Raw genomic sequence first — 19257 nt, forward strand, 5'->3', positions numbered from 1 at the left:
TTAAGTAATTTGTTTAGTAATGAATCTTGTAGTCGTAGAAAGTCCAGCTAAAGCAAAAACTATCAACAAATATCTTGGTGATGATTATATTGTTTTAGCGAGTTATGGTCATATTAGAGACCTTCCCTCAAAAAATGGTTCTGTTGATCCAGAAAATAATTTTAAAATGGAATGGGAAGTCGATAGTTTTTCTAAAAAATATCTTAAAGAAATTACAGATGCAGCTAAGATTTCATCAAAAATCATATTAGCAACTGACCCAGACAGAGAGGGAGAAGCAATTGCTTGGCATGTTAAAGAATATTTAAATGAAAAAAAATTAATTAAAGACAAGCATATAGAAAGAGTTGTTTTTAATGAAATTACAAAAAAAGCTGTTATTCATGGAATTGAAAACCCTCGACAAATAGAGCCATTACTTGTTGATGCCTATATGGCTAGAAGAGCCTTAGACTATTTAGTTGGCTTTAATATATCACCAATTTTGTGGACAAAGTTACCAGGTTCTAAATCTGCTGGTCGTGTTCAGTCAGTTGCCTTAAAATTAATTACAGAACGAGAACATGAAATAGAGCTTTTTGATCCTGAAGAATTTTGGACTTTAAGTATTCAATTCAACGATAGTAATAAAAATTCTATATTAGCAAGTATCACTCAATTGAATGATAAAAAAATTGAAAAATTTTCTTTTAAAAATAAAGCTGAAATTGATAAAGCAATGAAAGAGGTTAAATCTAAGAATTTCAATATAAATGACATCTCTAGCAAAGTTGTTAATAGAAACCCTTCTGGCCCTTTTACTACCTCCACATTACAGCAAGTTTCTTCTGGTAGGTTAGGATTTGGAGCGTCACGTACAATGCAAATAGCTCAAAAACTTTATCAAGGTATAGAAATTGATGGTGAAACTATTGGTCTTATCACGTATATGCGAACAGATGGCACTAACCTGTCCACAGACGCTATAGATACTTTTAGAAAATATATAAAAAATGAATTTGGTGATGAATATGTTCCAGATAACGCTGCAAGTTACTCTGGAAAAAAAGCTAAAAATGCTCAAGAAGCACATGAAGCAATTAGACCCACAGATATAATGCGAGCACCAGATACAGTTAAAAAATACCTAAGTCCAGATCAGCATAAATTATATGATTTAATTTGGAGTAGAGCCCTATCCTCTCAAATGAAACCCGCTCAATTTGATAGAAATACTATAACGATAACTTCGGATGATAATGGAACAATTTGTAAAGCTAGTGGATCTGTTATTAAATTTGATGGCTTTTTAAAAGTTATGAAAGATACTAAAAAAGATGATGATGAAGATATCCTTCCTGAAATGAACAAGGGTCCAGTTAATATAGAATCTCTATTAGATGAACAGCATTTTACACAGCCACCACCAAGATATTCAGAAGCTAGTTTGGTTAAGAAATTAGAAGAATTAGGTATTGGAAGACCTTCAACATATGCAAGTATAATATCTGTTATATCTACTAGAGGATATGCGGAAACAATTAATAAAAGATTTCACCCAACTGATCGTGGTAAATTAATTTCTGCTTTTCTTGAAAAGCTTTTCTCTAAATATGTTGACTATAATTTCACTGCAAGTTTAGAAAATCAACTTGATGATATTACTACCGGGAAGGAAGGATGGATAAAAGTTCTAGAGTTATTTTGGAAAGACTTTAATCAAAACGTATCTGACGTTAAAGAGAAAAGAACTAGGGAGGTTTTAGATCTATTAAACGATAGTCTAGGAAGTTTAATTTTTGAAAGAGATACAGAAGGAAATATTAATAGACAATGCAAGTTATGTAACGGTGGATCATTAAGTTTAAAAAATAGTTTTAGAGGTGGTGCTTTTATTGGTTGCTCAAATTATCCAGATTGTAAATTTACCAGACCCCTGTCTAAAGCAAAAGCAGCTGCTCAATCTCAATTAGCTGAACCAAAATTTATAGGTAAGCATGAAAATGGAAATGACATGTACCTTAAAAATGGAAGGTTTGGTCCCTACTTACAGTATGAAAAAATTGAGGAAATAAAAGATGAGATTATAATTGAAACAAAAAAGAAAAAAAAAACAAAAAAAAAAAAGATAGAAAAAGAAGATAATAATTTAAGAAATGTCTCAATACCTAAAGGAATTACATTAGATAGCGTTGATCTTGATAGAGCTAAATTTTTATGCTCATTACCAAAAAGTTTAGGCATTAACCCTGAAAATCAGAGAGATATAATATTAAACTCAGGAAGATTTGGCCCATATTTGAAATGTGAAAACAAATCAGCAAGGATTGAAAATGTTGAGGAGATCTTCTCAATTGGGCTTAATAGAGCAATAACTCTAATAGCAGAGGCTAAACCTGGTAGAATGTCTGCATCAATTATAAAAGATCTAGGAGAGCACCCTGAAGACAAAAAACCTGTTAGAGTAATGAAAGGACAATATGGGCCTTATATTAAATATAAATCTCTTAATGCAACAATTCCAGAGGAAAAAGACCCTTTAGAACTTAATATGGAAGAAGCTTTAATATTAATTGAGAAAAGAAAAGAATACGATAAAAATAAAAAAGTTAAAAAAAAGAAAAAGAAATGAAAAAAATAATATTTATAACATTAATTACATCAGCACTTATGTCTAATGCTATGGCTGAAAAAATTGATTGTAATCAGTTTGAAAAGGTTAGTGCTAAATACATAGAGTGTTCAGCAAAAAATCTAAAAGAAAAATCTTCAGAACTTAAATTAAAAGCAACGGTTGGAGCTGAAGAACTTAAAGATAAAATAACTACTAATGCTAAAAGTGGAAAAAAGAAATTTGACAAACTTAATTTAAAAGAAAAACTTGTTAAATTTAAAAACAGTAAAACATTAACTGAATTTATGGAGAAATAATCATGTCATATGAAGATAAAATTAAAGAATTAAAGTTAGAACTGCCAGAAGCAAGAGATCCTGTTGGATCATATCTTGCATCAAAACAAATTGGTAAGATGTTATTCATCTCAGGACAAATTTCTACTGCAGCAAATGGAGAATTAATCAAAGGTAAGGTTGGTAAGGATCTAAAAACTGAAGATGGATATGAAGCAGCTAAACGTTGTGGTTTAAACATTATATCTCAAGTTAAAAAAGCTTGTGGTAATGATCTTTCAAAAGTTAAATCTTGTATAAAACTTACAGGATTTGTTAATTCAACAGAAGATTTTACAGAACAACCTAAAGTAATAAATGGTGCTTCAGATTTAATAGTTTCAGTTTTTGGAGACTCTGGAATGCATACAAGAGCAGCTGTTAGTACAAACAGTTTGCCCCTTGGTGTGTCAGTTGAGGTTGATGCTATTTTTGAATTAAATTAATTTCCAATACTAAAATATTTAATTTTATTATCTTTCATTTTATCAGCTGAGTAAATATTTCTCATATCAAAAATTGAGAATTTTTTATTTTTCACATCTTTTTTAAAATTAATATTTTTAAAATCATTCCATTCTGTGTGAATAATGATTAAATCTGATTTTTTAATTGCGTCTTTAATGTTGTTTGAAAAAGTAACATTATTAAATTTTTTAAAATCTAGTTTTTCTCCAGTTGGATCAAAATAATTTATCTTTGCACCTTTTTTAATTAATGCAGGGATCATTGTTAGGCTTGAAGAATCTCTCATATCATCTGTATTGGCTTTAAATGTTACCCCTAAGAAACAAATATTTTTATTTTTTATTTTATTTTTTAAAATCTCGAAAACTTTTTTTAGCATTAGTGATGATCTATTTTCATTTGATTTAATAACACTTTTAATCACTGTTAAATTAGTTTTGAATTTATTTGCAGTGGCTGTAATGGCCTTAGTATCTTTTGGAAAACAAGATCCACCATAAGCAGGACCAGCTCTTAAAAAACGACTGCCAATTCTATTATCAAGGCCCATACCAATAGAGATATCTTCAATGTTAACATTAATTTTTTCACATAAATTGGCTAGCTCATTAATAAAAGTAATCTTTGTTGCTAGAAAAGCATTAGAAGCATATTTTATTAATTCGGCTGCTCTTCGAGACGTATTAACGTATTTTGCACCTTTTGATATCAATGGCGAATAAAGATTTTTTAAAATCTTATTAGATTTTTTATTGTGAGTCCCAATAACTACTCTGTCAGGGTAGGTAAAATCTCTTATAGCATCACCTTCTCTTAAAAATTCAGGATTTGAAACCACTGAAAAAAGTTTTTTTGATACTTTTTTTGAAATAATCTTTTCTATTTCGTCTCCAGTTGTCACAGGTACAGTAGATTTAGTTATAATAATTTTAAATCTTTTAATAGATTTGCTAATTTCTTTTGCAACATTGTATACCTGGCTTAAATCAGCATTATTTCCATTTTTTTTAGTGGGAGTGCCAACACAAATAAAAATAATATCCGATTTTGAAATTGAATCTTTTAAATTTGTGGAGAATCGTAAACGATTATTTTTATAATTTTTAATGAGTAATTCTTCTAAACCAGGTTCATATATTGGGATAATACCATTTTTTAAGTTTTCAATTTTATTTAAATCTTTATCAACACAAATAACGTCATTTCCTAAATCAGAAAAACAAACTCCACTAACTAAACCGACATACCCCGTTCCTATCATGCAAAGTTTCATTGTTTAGAAATCTCCAACGTTGATTTAATATAACCTTTCATTGTTCCACAATCTAAGTATTTACCTGAAAAATTGTGACCAATAAATTGATTATCATCTTCTATTAAAGCTTGGATAGCGTCAGTGATATGAAATTCACCACTTTTACCTGGTTTAAGAGATTTTAATTTAGAAAAAATTGTTTTAGGTAATATATATCTTCCTATTACAGCATTATTAGAAGGTGAAGTTTTTATAGAAGGTTTTTCAACAACATTATTTATAATAAAATTATTTTTATCAATTTTTTTTCTGATGTTGTAGATACCCCACCTAGATACATCATTTTTATTAACCTTCATACTTGCCATAACTGATGCTTTAAATTTATTATGCACGGCAATCATTGACTTAGAGCAGTTTTTTTTAATTATCAAATCATCAGGTAATAACATTAAAAAATATTTATCTGTAATAAATTTTTTAGTCTTGTAGACAGCATCACCAGTTCCTAATGGTTTGTCTTGAAAAACAAATTTAATCATTTTTTTATATTTGAGAATTTTTTTATATTCTTTGATAATTTTTGGATCATTTTTTTTCTTGATAATATCTTTGTAAAATTTATCATTATAAAAATATTTCTTTATCATCAATTTTTTTTTAGAAATAATAAATACAATTTCCTTAATACCAGCCTCAATACATTCTTCGATAATATATTCTAAGCCTGGTTTTCCATTAATAGGTAGAAGCTCTTTAGCAAAAACACTTGTTAGTGGTAGTAGTCTAGTACCAAGACCAGCTAAAGGAATTATAGCTTGTTTAATCATATAAATGTTTTACTTATTAATATTCTTATTACAAATGAAATTAATAAAATTAAAAACTGATTTAATTAAGGCAATTGAGTTAGATAGAAGATTAGGTTTTGTCCCAACAATGGGTAGTTTGCACGAAGGTCACAAAACATTAATAAAAACATCACAAAAAAACTGCAAAAAAACATTAGTCAGTATTTTTATTAATCCAACTCAATTTAATAATAAAAAAGATTACAAAACATACCCAAAGAATTTAAAGCAAGATTTGAGTTACCTTAAAAAACTTAAAGTTGACTATGTATATTTGCCAACCATTAAACAAATTTATTGGAAAAAAAATAATGAAATTAAACTAAATAAATCACAAAAAATATTATGTGCAAAATTTAGAAAAGGACATTTTGAAGGTGTACTTAATGTTTTAGATCGTTTTATTGAATTAATTTCTCCACAAAAAATGTTTATGGGAGAAAAAGATTTTCAACAATTTTTCTTGGTTAAAAACTATATTGAAAATAAGTACAATACCAAAGTTCACGTATGTAAAACAGTCAGAGAAAAAAACAAACTAGCTTTATCTTCCAGAAACTCTTTATTAAATAAGAAAAGTTTTATTAATTCAGGAATAATTGCAAAAAAATTATTATCTTTAAAAAATGAAATTAAGAAAAACAAAAAAAATTACAAAAAAATGATATTTTATTTAAAGGAAGAGCTATCTAAAAATTTTGATATTAAAATTGAATATTTGGAATGTAGAAACACACATAATTTAAGCACAAATATTATGAACAAACCTTTTAAACTTTTTGTGGCCTACTATATTAATAACGTACGTTTAATTGACAATTTTTAGAGAAAATAAGCACTAACACCAAGAAATGAAACAAAACCTATAACATCAGTAATAGTTGTTACAAACACACTTGATGCAATAGCAGGATCAATATCCATTTTTTTTAAAGTTATAGGTACTAAAATTCCAAATAAACCTGCAACAATCATCGTAACTATCATTGACATAGAAATTATTAAAGAAAGTAGAGAATCTTGAAACCAAACTTGAACTACTAAAGCACTTATTATTGCAAATATGATACCATTTAAAATACCAATATTAAATTCTTTTAAAATATTTTGAGTAAAATTGTTTTTTGTTAAGTCATTTGTTGCTAATGTTCTTACAGTTACAGCCAAAGTTTGCATTCCAGCATTACCACCCATAGATGCAACGATTGGCATAAGAAATGCAAGCACAACCATTTGTTCGATTGTTGCACCAAATAAACTAATAACCCACGTTGCAAGAAATGCTGTAAATAAGTTTAATAAAAGCCAGTTAAATCTTCTTCTAGTTTTCTTAAAAACTCCATCAGTAATTTCTTCATCCCCTACCCCAGCTAATCTTAAGGCATCTTCTTCGGCTTCTTCTTTTAATACAGTTAAAACATCGTCATACATGATCATACCAACCAACTTGTTTGATTTATCAACAACAGCTGCTGAATTTAAGCTATAGTTTTCAAACACGTTACCAACTTCTTCTTTGTCCATATCAACAGGAATAAGTAGTTGAGATTCTGACATAATAGAAAGCATTTTAGTTTCTCTCGAAGTAGTTAAAACTTTAGATGATGGAACAGTTCCAATCGGTTTAAAATCTTCATCTATAATAAAAATTTCAAGAAATTCCTCAGGTAAATCTTTATTTTCTCTTAAATAGTCAATTGTTTGACCAACTGACCAATTACTAGGAACTGCCGTGAATTCACGTTGCATTATTCTAGCAGCTGTGTCTTCCGGATAACTTAAGCTTTCAAGTAAAGCAAATCTATCTTTTGGAGGTAAGGAGCTTAATATTGTATTCTTATCTTTTTCATCAACATTTTCTAAAATTGTAATCGCATCATCAGATTCAAGATTTTTTAAAAGTCTAACAATAGTATCAGGTGAAAGATAAGCTATGATTTCAGACTGCACCGACTCGTTTAATTCAATAAAAACTTCTGGATCTATATTGAAATTATTAAGTTTAATTAAGCTTTCTCTATCATTTTGACCAAGATGTTCAATTATATCAGCCGCATCAGCTGGGTGCATCTCATTAAAAGAATTAGTAATAAATTGAGCATCATTATTAGCAATCTTAGAAGTAACAACTTTTATGTACTCTTTATTAAACTCAAAATTAACTTTTTTATCTTTTATTTTTTTTATTAAAGACATAAATTTACCTATAAATCAATTTTGCACTAATAGTGCATAATAAAAATAATACAATTTATAAATGAATATAGAGATTAAAAAGTCAATAAAACCAATAAAATATGAAGATGCAATAAAACTACTTGAAGAAAGATTATTAGAGATAAACAATGGTCAAAAAGAGGATTTAATATGGATCTTAGAACATGAAGAGGTTTATTCAGCAGGTACGAGTTACAAAGAAAAAGAAATTCTTAATAAAGATATTAGTCTAGTAAAAACAAACCGTGGAGGAAAAATTACTTATCATGGTCCAGGTCAATTGATTTGTTATTTTGTGATAGATTTAAAAAAAAGAAAAAAAGATATAAGAAAATTTATAACTTTAATTGAAGAGACGATTATTGACAGTTTATCAAAATTTAATATTAAGACATTTGGTGATCCAAAAAACATTGGTATTTGGACTGACCATAAAGGTAAAATTAATAAAGTTGCAGCAATTGGTGTAAGAGTAAGTAAGTGGATAGCATATCATGGATTTGCAATAAATATTAATAACGATCTTTCAAAATATAAAAATATTATTCCGTGTGGTATTTCAGACAAAGGCGTAATCAATCTTAAAGAAATTAAAGATCAAGACTATAAGAATTTAGATGAAATTATTATTGAAACCTTTTCTAAGAATTTGGAAATCTAAGTCTTTTTGTTTTTAAAAGTTTTTTAAAATAATCTGGTAATAATGCTGTGTAGGTATATTTTTTATCATTTATCATAAATTTAATTTGATATGAATGAAGCATTAAATTTTTATTTATTGCTTTATCTGTGTTACTAAATTTATATTTTTGATCCCCATAGATTGGACATCCTACAGCATAAAGTTGTTTTCTTAATTGATGTTTTCTTCCTGTAATTGGTTTCATTTCAACTAGACTGCATATAGAATTTTTATCTAACACTTTGTAAAGTGTTCTAGCTTTTTCAACTACTTCTCTATCATTATCGTATCTGGTTAAATCATCATTCCACTCACCAGAGTCCTTTTGCAGCTCTCCATGACATATGGCCAGATAAGTTTTATGAACTTTTCGAAGTCTAAATAAAGAGGTTAATAACTGGGCAGATTGTCTATGTTTTGCCATAATAAAAACTCCAGACGTATCTTTATCAAGTCTATGTACAGAAAATGGTTTAGTGTCCTGAAAAATTTCACTACGAGCAAATATATCTACAAGATTTTTTTTAGATTTAGTTCCACCTTGAACTGAAATACCAGAGCTTTTATTAAGAACAATGAAATCATCATTATTATCAATTATTAATTCTTCATTTTCTTTAATAACTTCTTCTGAAGGTACAAATTTAATTGTCTTTTGAACAATTGTTTCTTTAAAATCAAAGTTGAATAAATCTATAGTGTCACCGGTCTTTACTTTATGAGAGCTTTTAATTTTTTTATTATTGATTTTAACTTTTCCACTTTTTAAACTTTTTTCAATTAGACCTTGAGGGTAATTGCCAAGATTATTACGTATCCATCTATCGATACGCATATCGTTAAACGTTGAATCAACGTTAAAAGACTTTTTCATGATGATATAATTTTATATAAAAAATTAAGCAGTAGCTAATTTTTTCTCTTCAGTTTTATCTTTAGCTGGATCTTTTTTCTTTCTATCAACTCTTTTTGCCTCAACATCTCTATCTACAAATTCAATTACAGCCATAGGTGCATTGTCACCATATCTAAAGCCAGCTTTGATGATTCTTGTGTAGCCACCATTTCTTGCTTCATATCTTTTTGACAATGTTTTTTTGACTTTATTCGCAGATGTTATATCTTGTAATTTAGACATTAACATTTTTGTAGTTTGAAGAGTCTCTTTTTTTCCTAAAGTTATGATTTTATCAGCTTGAGGTTTTAAGAATTTAGCTTTTGGAAGTGTTGTAGTGATCTGCTCATATTTTATTAAAGAATTAAGCATATTCTTCAATAAAGCTTTTCTATGTTCAGAAGTTCTATTTAACTTCTTATTAGCCATACCATGTCTCATTAGATTTGCTCCTCTAACTTTTTAGACATTTCAGCTATATTTTCTGGTGGCCAGTTCGGAATCTCCATACCTAAGTATAAAGACATACCAGTTAAAACTTCTTTTATTTCATTAAGTGATTTTCTTCCAAAGTTAGGTGTTCTAAGCATTTCACCTTCTGACTTTTGAACTAGATCTCCAATGTAAATAATATTATCATTTTTAAGACAATTCATAGAACGCACAGATAATTCAAGTTCATCAACTTTTCTTAATAAATTCTTATTGAATTCAGGCTCAGATGAAACTTCTTTTACAGGTACTTCAACAGGTTCGTCAAAATTAACAAACATATTTAGTTGATCTTGGAAAATTCTAGCAGAATAAGCAACGGCATCTTCAGCAGAAATTGATCCATTAGTTTCAACTTCCATAATTAATTTATCATAATCAAGGGCTTTTCCTTCTCTTGCTGTGCTTATAGAGTAAGAAACCTTCTTAACTGGACTATATAAAGAATCTATAGCAATTAATCCCAAAGGTGGTTCTTCTGGTTTGTTCATTACTGCAGGAACGTATCCCTTACCTGTTCCAACATTCATTTCCATATGGAAATGCGTATTTTCATCTAAATTACAAATAACCAGATCAGGATTTAAAATTTCAATATCGGCAACTGGTGCTATGTCAGAAGCTTTAATTTCTCCAGGACCTTTAGCATCTAAAATAAGTTTTTTAGTAGTTTCTGATGAGCTTTTTAAAGCTAATGATTTAACGTTTAAAACTATGTCAGTAACATCTTCTCTAACACCTTTGATAGATGTAAATTCATGTAAAACACCATCAATTTGAATTGAAGTTACAGCAGCACCTCTGATTGATGAAAGTAAAATTCTTCTTAAAGAATTACCTAAAGTTAAACCATATCCTTTTTCTAAAGGTTCTGCGATAATTTTTGCATGTGATTTGTCATCACTAATTTTAACATCTAATTGAGCTGGTTTAATTAATGCTTTCCAATTTTTAGCATTTACATTTAAACTTTCCATTTATTAAACTCTCCTTTTTTTTGGTGGTCTTACGCCGTTATGTGGCATTGGTGTTGTATCTTTTATTGAAAGAATCTTAAATCCTCTCGCTTGTAAAGCTCTTAATGCGGTTTCTCTTCCTGAACCAGGTCCTTTAACCTCAACTGATAAAGTTTTCATTCCATATTCTAAAGCTTTAGATGCAGCAGAATCTGCAGCAATTTGTGCAGCATAAGGTGTTGATTTTCTTGAACCTTTAAAACCTTTTTGTCCAGCGGATGCCCAAGAAATTACATTTCCATTAGTATCTGCAATTGAAATTATTGTATTGTTAAAAGTAGACTGTACATAAGCAATACCATTAAGAATATTTTTTTTTATTTTCTTTTTTTTGGAATAAGAACTTTTCTTAGATTTTTTATCTACTTTTTTTTCTACAACAGCATCTTTATTCTCAACTTTATCTACTTTAGCCATAAATTAATTATTTTTTAAGTGGAGTTAATTTTTTACCAGCAATTGCTATTGCTTTACCTTTTCTTGTTCTTGCATTACATCTTGTTCTTTGTCCTCTAACAGGAAGTTTTTTTCTATGTCTAGATCCCCTGTAACAAGCAAGGTCAATTAATCTTTTAATAGTTAAAGAGTAATCTCTTCTAAGATCACCTTCGACTTTAAAATTTGCATCAATGTATTCTCTAATTTTTAAAATATCTTCGTCAGTAAGTTCATTTATTCTTTTTGCTTTAGGAATTTCTAAAGAAGTACAAATTTGGCTAGAAAATTTATTACCAATACCATAGATGTACGTTAGTCCTATGTGGACAAGTTTGTTTTGCGGAATGTTTACACCTGCTATACGAGCCATATTTTTGAGAATAAATTTAGCCTTTTATATAAGAAGATGTTCCAAAGTCAACGTCTTAAACCTTAAGAATTTCATTAATTTTATTGGTTATTTGATCAATTTCACCTGCTCCATCAATTTCAGTGAAATTTGAATTTTTTGAATAGAATTCTAACACTGGTTTTGTTGAAGACATATAAGTGTCATATCTAGAAATAACAATTTCAAGATTGTCATCTTTTCTTTTCTTTAAGTGTTCAACACCACAAGGATGAAGCTCTATTTGCTCCTTATTAAAATATTCATTTAACGTCATATTACATTTTTCACAGGTCATTCTGCCCATAATACGTTTTTCAATAATGTCTCTTGATACATTTAAAAATATAGTATGCCCTATTGTTTGGTTAAACTCATTTAATAAAACTTCTAAATTAATAGCTTGTTCAACATTTCTTGGATAGCCATCAAAAATAATTCTATCTCTATATTTTAAATTAGTTAAAGATTGTCTTAATAAAGTATTTACGATCTCATCTGAAACAAATTTGCCATTAGATATTAGCTTTTCTATATCCACTCCAAGATCAGTTTTAGATTTAACTTCATCTCTTAATAGATTTCCTGTTGATAATTGGAAGTAATTATGTTTTTTAACAATAGATTGAGCTTGAGTCCCCTTACCCGCTCCTGGAGGACCAAAAAGAATTATATTCACTTAATTATTTTCCGAATTTTGTTTTTTTAATTAATTGCTCATATTGAGAGCTCATTAATCTAGTTTGGATTTGTGTAACGGTATCAATTGCAACTACAACAACAATCAAGATTGAAGTTCCACCTAAATAAAAGGGTATTGGATAATTAGCAATTAGAAATTCTGGCATTAAACAAACTATTGTTAAATACAATGCCCCAATTGTCGTAAGTTTTGTCAAAATTTTTTCAATATACAAAGCTGTATTTTCACCTGGTCTAATTCCAGGTACAAAACCACCATATTTTCTTAAATTATCAGCAGTCTCAGTTGGATTAAATGTTATGGATGTGTAGAAAAAAGTAAAAAATATTATTCCAGAAGCATAAAGCAACATGTAAAGGGGTTGTCCTTGTGTAAAGTATGAACTTAAATTTAAGAATGTATCATTGTCTGAAAAACTAAAATTAGAAAAGGTAACAGGCAATAATAATAAAGCTGAAGCAAAGATTGCTGGAATAACACCGGCTTGGTTAATCTTTAAAGGTAAATGAGAAGATTCACCACCGTACATTTTATTTCCCATTTGTCTTTTAGGGTAATTTATTAAAATTTTTCTTAATGCTCTTTCCATGAAAACAATGAACATAATTGTTGCGACTAATAATACAAAAATTCCAATAATCATAATTGTAGATACAGCGCCCGTTCTACCCAACTCGAATGTAGTAACTAAAGCACGTGGAATTTCAGCAACAATACCAGCAAAAATAATCAACGAAATACCATTACCGATACCTCTTTGTGTTATTTGTTCACCAAGCCACATTAAAAACATTGTACCAGCAACAATGGTTGATACCGCTGTTATAGTAAAAAATAAGCCTGGATTAATAACTAAGTCAGCAGAAGATTGTAAACCTATAGATAATCCGTAACCCTGAATAGTAGCAAGAATTACAGTTCCATATCTTGTGATTTGAGTTATTTTTGCTCTTCCAGTTTCACCTTGTGCCTTTAAATTTTTAAAATAATCAGATACGCCAGTTAATAACTGAACTATGATTGAAGATGAAATATAAGGCATAATTCCAAGTGCGAATATAGCCATTCTACTTACAGCCCCGCCTGAAAAAACATTGAACATTCCAAGTAATCCTTTTTGATTACCACTCATCATTGTTTGTAATTGCTCAGGGTCAATGCCTGGAATTGGCACAAAAGTACCAAATCTATAAACTGCTAAGATAAATATTGTAAAGATTATACGATTTTTAAGATCATTAGTTTGAGAAGAAGAGCTCATAATATCTTAATTATTTTTTTAATTGTATTGTTCCGCCAGCTTTCTCTAATTTTTCTACAGCAGATTTAGAGATTAAGTCAGCTTCGATATTAACTTTATCTTTAATTTCACCTGTACCTAGTATCTTTAATTTTTGTGAATTTTTATTGATCAATTTAAGTTTTTTAAGTAATGCCATATTAATAACATCACCAGAATTAATTGTTTTTTCAGTTATAAAAGTTTGAATTTTTTCCAAGTTCATTATTGCAATAACAGCTTGGTATCTCTTAATTGCATTAAAGCCTCTTTTAGGTAATCTTCTATATAAAGGCATTTGACCACCTTCAAAAGCTTTAATAGCAACACCAGATCTAGATTTTTGACCTTTAACACCTCTGCCAGATGTTTTTCCTTTTCCAGAACCGATACCTCTACCGACTCTCATCTTTTTTTTGTATAAAACTTTTCCTGTAGTATTTAATGTAGTCATTATCCTCTTTTTTCGATTACATCAGAAATTTTTTTATTTCTAATTGTTGCAATATGCTTTGGTGAATTTTGTTTTGAAAGAGCTTTCATCGTCGCTCTTATCATGTTGTGAGGGTTTGATGTACCCATTGATTTAGCAACTATATCTTTAATTCCTAAAACTTCACAAACTGCTCTTACAGGACCTCCTGCAATAATACCTGTTCCCTTAGGAGCAGATCTTAAAATAATTTTACCAGCACCATCTTTACCATAAACATCATGATGAATAGTTCTGCCTTCTCTTAGCGGCACATGGATTAAAACTCTTCTTGCTGTTTCATTGGCTTTTTTAATTGCATCAGGCACCTGTTTGGCTTTAGCATGTGCTACTCCAATTTTACCTGCTTGATTACCAACTACTACTAAAGCTGAAAAACCAAATCTACGACCACCTTTTACTACTTTTGTAATTCTGTTGATGTGAACTAATTTTTCTAAAATACCGTCGTCTTTTTTGTCTTTAAAATCCATAATTAAAATTCCATTCCATTTTTACGTAGTGTTTCAGCAAAAACTTTAACTCTGCCGTGGTATTTGTATATACCTCTATCAAAAAATATTTTTGATATTTTCTTTTCTTGGGCTTTCTTTGCAAGTTTCTCTGCTACTATTTTAGAAATTTCTGTTTTATTTACTTTGTCCATAGAACGAATGTCTTTTTCAACAGAAGAACATGACACTAAAGTAATGTTTTTAACATCATCAATAATTTGAGCTGAAATATTTTTTGCAGATCTTGATATGCTAAGTCTTAATCTATCAGATGATGCAACTTTTTTTAATTTACCAGTAACTCTAAATTTCTTTCTTTGGATGGTATTTAATTTCATTATTTCTTCTTCCCTTCTTTTCTTAGAATGTATTGACCTTGCTCTCTAATACCTTTGCCTTTATATGGCTCTGGTTTTCTAAAAGCTTTGATTTTTGAAACAACCATACCTACTTGCTGTTTATCAGATCCACTAACTTTAACTACCGTCTGTTTTTCAACAACAATTTTAATTCCTTCAGGAATATCAAAATTAATATCGTGGCTATAACCTAATTGCAAATTTAACTGTTTATCTTTTAATGCAGCTCTGTAACCCACTCCAACAAGCTCAAGAATTTTTTCATAGCCAGTACTTGACCCAATAACAGCATTATTGATTAAGCTTCTATTCATGCCCCATAATCTTTTTGAGTTTTGATCCTTTACTTTAGGGCTGATAGATATTTCTTTTCCTTCGGTAACGTCAAGATTAAACATTTCAAGATCAATATTAAGTGATTTTTTACCTAATGGTCCCTCAATGTTAAGAACACTACCAGAAAGTACTGCTTTAACTTTTTCAGGGATTGAAATACTTATTTTACCAATTTTAGACATTAAAATACCTTACAAATTATTTCGCCACCAACTTTTTGTTTTCTAGCTTCAATATCAGTCATTACACCTTTTGGTGTTGATACAATAGCTATTCCTAGTCCGCCATTAATTTTTGGCAAACTATCAGCACTTGAAAATATTCTTCTACCAGGCTTAGATACTCTCTCAAAAGTACTAATTACTGGATTTCCAGAATAATATTTTAAGTCAACTGACAATGTGGGTTTATTATTTTCAGTTTCAATTTTATAGTCTTTTATAAATCCTTCACTTTTAAGAATATCTGCAATCTTAACTTTAAAGTTAGAAGAAGGTAATGCTACTTTCTTGTGATTTCTCACTTGTGCATTTTTTATTCTTGCGATCATATCCCCTATTGGGTCACTTAAACTCATATTATCCTTTCTACCAACTCGACTTAGTCATGCCAGGAATTAATCCATGCAGTCCCAAGTCTCTTAAGGCTATTCTTGATATTTTTAATTTTCTGTATACACCGTGTGGTCTTCCAGTAATTTGGCATCTATTCATAACTCTGTTTTTTGCAGAATTACGAGGTAAATTTGAAAGCTTTTGCTGTGCTTTAAATCTTTCTTCTAATGATATTTTTTTATCCATTACAATTTTCTTTAATGCTTGTCTTTTTTTGAAAAGCCTATCTGAAAGTTTAATTCTTTTATTGTTTTTATTTACTGCGCTTACTTTAGCCATTCTTAATTGTCTCCTTTTTTAATAAATGGAAAATTTAGTTTTTCTAAAAGAGCAAAACTATGATCTTTATTTAAAGCAGAGATCACAACTACAATATCAAGACCTCTAATCTTATCAATTCTATCAAAATTAACTTCTGGAAAAATTATATGTTCTTTAATGCCAAACGTATAATTACCAAACTTATCAAATCCTTTGGGAGATAAGCCTCTAAAGTCTTTAATTCTTGGTAAAGCAATATTTACAAGTCTATCTAAAAATTCATACATTTTGTTGCCTCTTAAAGTAACTTTTAAACCAGCGTTTGTACCTTTTCTCGTTTTAAAGTTTGCTACTGATTTTTTAAATTTAGTCACAGTTGGTTTTTGACCTGTAATTTTCCCTAAATCTTCTTCAGTAGATTTCATAATTTTTGCATCAGCACCATCAAGACCAAGACCCATGTTAATAACAACTTTTTCAACTTTTGGCCCCATATAGGTATTTTTATATCCAAGGGTTTCTTTAAGCTGTGGTTGGATTTCTTTGTAATAAAGTTCTTTTAATCTAGGTATCATTATTTCTTAGCCTCAGTTTTTTTTGTTTTAGCTTTTTCGTCAATAAGTTTAAGGTTTGAAATGTGGATGAAGCTCTCTTTAGAGACTATTCCACCTTTTTTTTCTTTTGTAGTTTTAACATGTTTTTTCACAATGTTAATTCCTTGAACTTTTGCTCTGTTATTAGGTCTATCGATTTCAATAACCTCACCCTCTTTTTTTTTATCTCTTCCTGTTAAAACTCTAACTTTTAATCCTTTTTTAATCATTTATAAAACCTCTGGAGCCAATGAAATTATTTTCATTTGACCTCTACTTCTTAATTCTCTTGTTACTGGACCAAAAATCCTAGTCCCCACTGGTTCACCTTTATCATCAACTAAAACAGCTGCATTATTATCAAATCTAACTTTAGATCCATCTTCCCTATGAATTCCCTTTTTAACTCTAACTACAACAGCTTTATGAACAGAACCTTTTTTAACTTTTCCTTTAGGTAATGCCTCTTTAACTGCGATAACGATAGTATCACCAATACTTGCGTATCTACGTTTAGAGCCACCTAAAACTTTAATACATTCTATTCTTTTTGCACCAGTGTTATCAGCTACTAATAATTCAGTTTGTACTTGTATCATTTAGATTCATCCATTACTTGAAATTTTTTATTCTTAGAAAAAGGCTTACACTCAATAATTGACACTGTGTCTCCAGTTTTAAATTTATTATTTTCATCGTGTGCGTTATATTTTTTTCTAACTTTAACTACTTTTTTTAATACTGGGTGCGAATATTTTCTTTCAACAGATACAGTTATAGTTTTGTTTGGTTTATCGCTTGTTACTACTCCTGTTAATATTTTTTTAGGCATTTAATTTTCCTTTTAGTGTAGTTTTTAATCTAGCTATAGTTTTTTTAGTTTGTCCAATTTTAGATGGATCTGTAACTTGTGAATTAATTTTTTGAAATCTAAAGTTAAATAAATCTTTTTTTAATTTATCAATATTTTTGATAACTTCGTCCTTAGATAATTTTTTAATTTCTTGTTTTTTCATATTATGCAAATCTCTTAATAAATTTTGTTTTTATAGGTAGTTTAGCTGAAGCCTTATAAAGTGCTTCTTTTGCTATTGTTTCTGAAACACCATCAATTTCAAATAAAATTCTACCTGGCTTCACTCTGCAAGCCCAATATTCAGGAGCTCCTTTACCTTTACCCATACGTACTTCAACAGGTTTTTTTGAAACGGGTATATTTGGAAAGATTCTTGTCCAAACACGTCCCTGTCTTTTCATGTGTCTTGTTAAAGCAACTCTAGCAGCTTCTATTTGTTTTCCTATAATTCTCTCTGGCGCCATAGCTTTTAATGCAAAAGATCCATAGTTAATCTTGCTAGCACGTGTAGCTGTTCCATGAATTCTTCCTTTATGAGCTTTTCTGTATTTTGTTCTAACTGGCTGTAACATAATTATTCTTTAACCTCTTTTGGAACTATCTTGTTAGTTTCTTGGCTAAATTCTTTAGCGAATACTTCACCTTTATAAATCCAAATTTTTATTCCAATAATACCAAATGTTGTTAATGCTTCAGCTTCTGCATAGTCAATATCTGCTCTTAAAGTATGTGATGGTATACTTCCTTCTCTTAACCATTCAGTTCTAGCTATTTCATTTCCACCTAGTCTACCACTAATAGAAACTTTAATGCCTTTTGCACCAAGTCTTAAACATGATTGCATAGCTCTCTTCATGGCTCTTCTATATGATATTCTTTTAACTAATTGTTGTGCTATATTTTCAGCAACTAAATAAGCATTTGTTTCCGGCTTTTTAACTTCTTTAATATTAAGTGTTACTTCATTGTTAGTAAATTTAGATAAATTGTTTTTTATTTTATCAATATCGCTACCTTTCTTTCCAATTACAAATCCAGGTCTTGATGTGTAAATAGTAACAAAACATTTATTAGAGGTTCTCTCTATCATAACTTTAGATACACCAGAATTAACAACATTTTTCTTGATATATGCTCTGATCTTAAAATCTTCGATAAGATAATTTCCAAAATCTTTCTTTTTTGCATACCAGACAGAATCCCAACCTCTGTTTACACCTAGTCTGAAACCAACAGGATTAACTTTTTGACCCATGACTCTCCATTTGTTTTGCTTCTGATAATATAATTGTAATAGTTGAATAAGGTTTTAAAATTGGTGCAGCTCTACCTTTTGCTCTTGGTCTGAATCTTTTCATAACAACTTTTTTCCCACAGTATGCTTCTTTAACAATTAGTTTATCTATGTCGTATTGATTGTTATTTTCAGCGTTAGCAACAGCTGATGAAACTGTTTTTCTTATTTCTCTAGTAATTCTTTTTGCAGAAAATTGAAGCTCTCTAATAGCTACATCAACTTTTTTTCCAACAATTGCTTTAAGTATTGGGTTAAGTTTTCTAACACTAGATCTAATATTATTATTTACAGATCTAACTGTATCTACTTTAGTTCTGTTAATTTTCTTTTTTTTATTCATAA

At 29.2% G+C, this 19257-nt stretch carries 29 protein-coding genes; 5 read left to right on the plus strand and 24 right to left on the minus strand.

The genetic code is table 11. The features are described 5' to 3' along the window. The first annotated feature begins 19 nt into the window (after positions 1–19). The 3 genes from topA to SAR11_RS05425 are packed head-to-tail and all read left to right on the plus strand — an operon-like array spanning position 20 to position 3374. A complete protein-coding gene (topA, locus tag SAR11_RS05415; protein WP_011282147.1) occupies positions 20–2611 on the plus strand; it encodes a type I DNA topoisomerase in 2592 nt (863 codons plus the stop codon). Then, on the plus strand, positions 2608–2910 hold the full coding sequence (locus SAR11_RS05420; RefSeq protein ID WP_011282148.1) for a hypothetical protein: 303 nt from the start codon (positions 2608–2610) through the stop codon (positions 2908–2910). The genes topA and SAR11_RS05420 overlap by 4 nt, the downstream gene beginning before the upstream one ends. Before the next feature lie 2 nt (positions 2911–2912). Then, on the plus strand, positions 2913–3374 hold the full coding sequence (locus SAR11_RS05425; RefSeq protein ID WP_006996842.1) for a RidA family protein: 462 nt from the start codon (positions 2913–2915) through the stop codon (positions 3372–3374). Here SAR11_RS05425 and SAR11_RS05430 read toward each other — a convergent pair. Together SAR11_RS05430 and SAR11_RS05435 are read right to left on the minus strand one after the other, a co-directional pair. Next, the gene (locus SAR11_RS05430) at positions 3371–4669 is read right to left on the minus strand and encodes a UDP-glucose dehydrogenase family protein (RefSeq protein WP_011282149.1); all 1299 of its coding nucleotides are present in this window, start codon (positions 4667–4669) and stop codon (positions 3371–3373) included. The genes SAR11_RS05425 and SAR11_RS05430 overlap by 4 nt on opposite strands. Then, entirely contained in the window at positions 4666–5481 is an 816-nt protein-coding gene (locus SAR11_RS05435; RefSeq protein WP_011282150.1) for a sugar phosphate nucleotidyltransferase, read from the minus strand. The genes SAR11_RS05430 and SAR11_RS05435 overlap by 4 nt, the downstream gene beginning before the upstream one ends. A gap of 4 nt (positions 5482–5485) precedes the next feature. Between SAR11_RS05435 and panC the strand changes: the two genes are divergently transcribed. After that, complete coding sequence (gene panC / locus SAR11_RS05440) at positions 5486–6328, plus strand: pantoate--beta-alanine ligase (protein WP_011282151.1); 843 nt, start codon at positions 5486–5488, stop codon at positions 6326–6328. Here panC and mgtE read toward each other — a convergent pair. Further along, positions 6325–7698 (minus strand): magnesium transporter, encoded by a 1374-nt coding sequence (gene mgtE / locus SAR11_RS05445; RefSeq protein WP_006996838.1) that lies wholly within the window; start codon positions 7696–7698, stop codon positions 6325–6327. The genes panC and mgtE overlap by 4 nt on opposite strands. Positions 7699–7759: 61 nt before the next feature. Here mgtE and lipB point away from each other — a divergent pair, with 61 nt between their 5' ends. After that, positions 7760–8380: a lipoyl(octanoyl) transferase LipB gene (gene lipB / locus SAR11_RS05450; RefSeq protein ID WP_006996837.1), complete on the plus strand. Its 621-nt coding sequence runs from the start codon at positions 7760–7762 to the stop codon at positions 8378–8380. Here lipB and SAR11_RS05455 read toward each other — a convergent pair. From SAR11_RS05455 to rplV, 21 genes are read right to left on the minus strand one after another with little or no spacing between them, the layout of a single operon-like run. Next, positions 8361–9275, minus strand: a complete 915-nt coding sequence (locus tag SAR11_RS05455; RefSeq protein ID WP_006996836.1) for an RluA family pseudouridine synthase — start codon at positions 9273–9275, stop codon at positions 8361–8363. The two genes, lipB and SAR11_RS05455, sit on opposite strands and share 20 nt — an antisense overlap. Positions 9276–9299: 24 nt before the next feature. After that, the gene (gene rplQ, locus SAR11_RS05460) at positions 9300–9737 is read right to left on the minus strand and encodes a 50S ribosomal protein L17 (RefSeq protein ID WP_006996835.1); all 438 of its coding nucleotides are present in this window, start codon (positions 9735–9737) and stop codon (positions 9300–9302) included. After that, a complete protein-coding gene (locus SAR11_RS05465) occupies positions 9737–10765 on the minus strand; it encodes a DNA-directed RNA polymerase subunit alpha (protein WP_006996834.1) in 1029 nt (342 codons plus the stop codon). The genes rplQ and SAR11_RS05465 overlap by 1 nt, the downstream gene beginning before the upstream one ends. A gap of 3 nt (positions 10766–10768) precedes the next feature. Further along, positions 10769–11221 carry a 30S ribosomal protein S11 gene (rpsK, locus tag SAR11_RS05470; protein WP_006996833.1) on the minus strand — a complete coding sequence of 151 codons (453 nt, stop codon included), beginning with the start codon at positions 11219–11221 and terminating at the stop codon, positions 10769–10771. Positions 11222–11228: 7 nt separating this feature from the next. Further along, on the minus strand, positions 11229–11612 hold the full coding sequence (gene rpsM / locus SAR11_RS05475) for a 30S ribosomal protein S13 (RefSeq protein WP_006996832.1): 384 nt from the start codon (positions 11610–11612) through the stop codon (positions 11229–11231). Between the two features lie 55 nt (positions 11613–11667). Beyond that, a complete protein-coding gene (locus SAR11_RS05480) occupies positions 11668–12309 on the minus strand; it encodes an adenylate kinase (RefSeq protein WP_006996831.1) in 642 nt (213 codons plus the stop codon). Positions 12310–12313: 4 nt separating this feature from the next. Further along, entirely contained in the window at positions 12314–13594 is a 1281-nt protein-coding gene (gene secY, locus SAR11_RS05485) for a preprotein translocase subunit SecY (protein WP_011282152.1), read from the minus strand. 10 nt (positions 13595–13604) lie between these two features. Next, entirely contained in the window at positions 13605–14066 is a 462-nt protein-coding gene (gene rplO / locus SAR11_RS05490) for a 50S ribosomal protein L15 (protein ID WP_006996829.1), read from the minus strand. After that, entirely contained in the window at positions 14066–14578 is a 513-nt protein-coding gene (gene rpsE, locus SAR11_RS05495) for a 30S ribosomal protein S5 (protein WP_006996828.1), read from the minus strand. Before rpsE ends, rplO begins: the two co-directional genes overlap by 1 nt. 2 nt (positions 14579–14580) lie before the next feature. After that, entirely contained in the window at positions 14581–14937 is a 357-nt protein-coding gene (rplR, locus tag SAR11_RS05500) for a 50S ribosomal protein L18 (RefSeq protein WP_006996827.1), read from the minus strand. Further along, positions 14937–15476 carry a 50S ribosomal protein L6 gene (rplF, locus tag SAR11_RS05505; RefSeq protein WP_006996826.1) on the minus strand — a complete coding sequence of 180 codons (540 nt, stop codon included), beginning with the start codon at positions 15474–15476 and terminating at the stop codon, positions 14937–14939. Before rplF ends, rplR begins: the two co-directional genes overlap by 1 nt. After that, positions 15476–15871 (minus strand): 30S ribosomal protein S8, encoded by a 396-nt coding sequence (gene rpsH, locus SAR11_RS05510; RefSeq protein ID WP_006996825.1) that lies wholly within the window; start codon positions 15869–15871, stop codon positions 15476–15478. Before rpsH ends, rplF begins: the two co-directional genes overlap by 1 nt. Before the next feature lie 10 nt (positions 15872–15881). Next, positions 15882–16187, minus strand: a complete 306-nt coding sequence (gene rpsN / locus SAR11_RS05515; protein ID WP_006996824.1) for a 30S ribosomal protein S14 — start codon at positions 16185–16187, stop codon at positions 15882–15884. A gap of 2 nt (positions 16188–16189) precedes the next feature. Next, positions 16190–16744 carry a 50S ribosomal protein L5 gene (gene rplE / locus SAR11_RS05520; RefSeq protein WP_011282153.1) on the minus strand — a complete coding sequence of 185 codons (555 nt, stop codon included), beginning with the start codon at positions 16742–16744 and terminating at the stop codon, positions 16190–16192. Then, positions 16744–16992: a 50S ribosomal protein L24 gene (rplX, locus tag SAR11_RS05525; RefSeq protein WP_006996822.1), complete on the minus strand. Its 249-nt coding sequence runs from the start codon at positions 16990–16992 to the stop codon at positions 16744–16746. The genes rplE and rplX overlap by 1 nt, the downstream gene beginning before the upstream one ends. Then, the gene (gene rplN / locus SAR11_RS05530; RefSeq protein ID WP_006996821.1) at positions 16993–17361 is read right to left on the minus strand and encodes a 50S ribosomal protein L14; all 369 of its coding nucleotides are present in this window, start codon (positions 17359–17361) and stop codon (positions 16993–16995) included. It abuts the gene before it with no gap. Further along, on the minus strand, positions 17358–17594 hold the full coding sequence (gene rpsQ, locus SAR11_RS05535; RefSeq protein ID WP_011282154.1) for a 30S ribosomal protein S17: 237 nt from the start codon (positions 17592–17594) through the stop codon (positions 17358–17360). Before rpsQ ends, rplN begins: the two co-directional genes overlap by 4 nt. Further along, entirely contained in the window at positions 17587–17778 is a 192-nt protein-coding gene (gene rpmC, locus SAR11_RS05540) for a 50S ribosomal protein L29 (protein ID WP_006996819.1), read from the minus strand. Before rpmC ends, rpsQ begins: the two co-directional genes overlap by 8 nt. Position 17779: 1 nt before the next feature. Further along, on the minus strand, positions 17780–18190 hold the full coding sequence (gene rplP, locus SAR11_RS05545; RefSeq protein ID WP_006996818.1) for a 50S ribosomal protein L16: 411 nt from the start codon (positions 18188–18190) through the stop codon (positions 17780–17782). Positions 18191–18192: 2 nt separating this feature from the next. Beyond that, the gene (gene rpsC / locus SAR11_RS05550; RefSeq protein WP_011282155.1) at positions 18193–18873 is read right to left on the minus strand and encodes a 30S ribosomal protein S3; all 681 of its coding nucleotides are present in this window, start codon (positions 18871–18873) and stop codon (positions 18193–18195) included. Further along, positions 18857–19255 carry a 50S ribosomal protein L22 gene (gene rplV / locus SAR11_RS05555; RefSeq protein ID WP_006996816.1) on the minus strand — a complete coding sequence of 133 codons (399 nt, stop codon included), beginning with the start codon at positions 19253–19255 and terminating at the stop codon, positions 18857–18859. The genes rpsC and rplV overlap by 17 nt, the downstream gene beginning before the upstream one ends. Positions 19256–19257 lie beyond the last annotated feature (2 nt).

It is taken from the genome of Candidatus Pelagibacter ubique HTCC1062 (assembly GCF_000012345.1).
Classification (GTDB): Bacteria; Pseudomonadota; Alphaproteobacteria; order Pelagibacterales; family Pelagibacteraceae; genus Pelagibacter; species Pelagibacter ubiqueversans.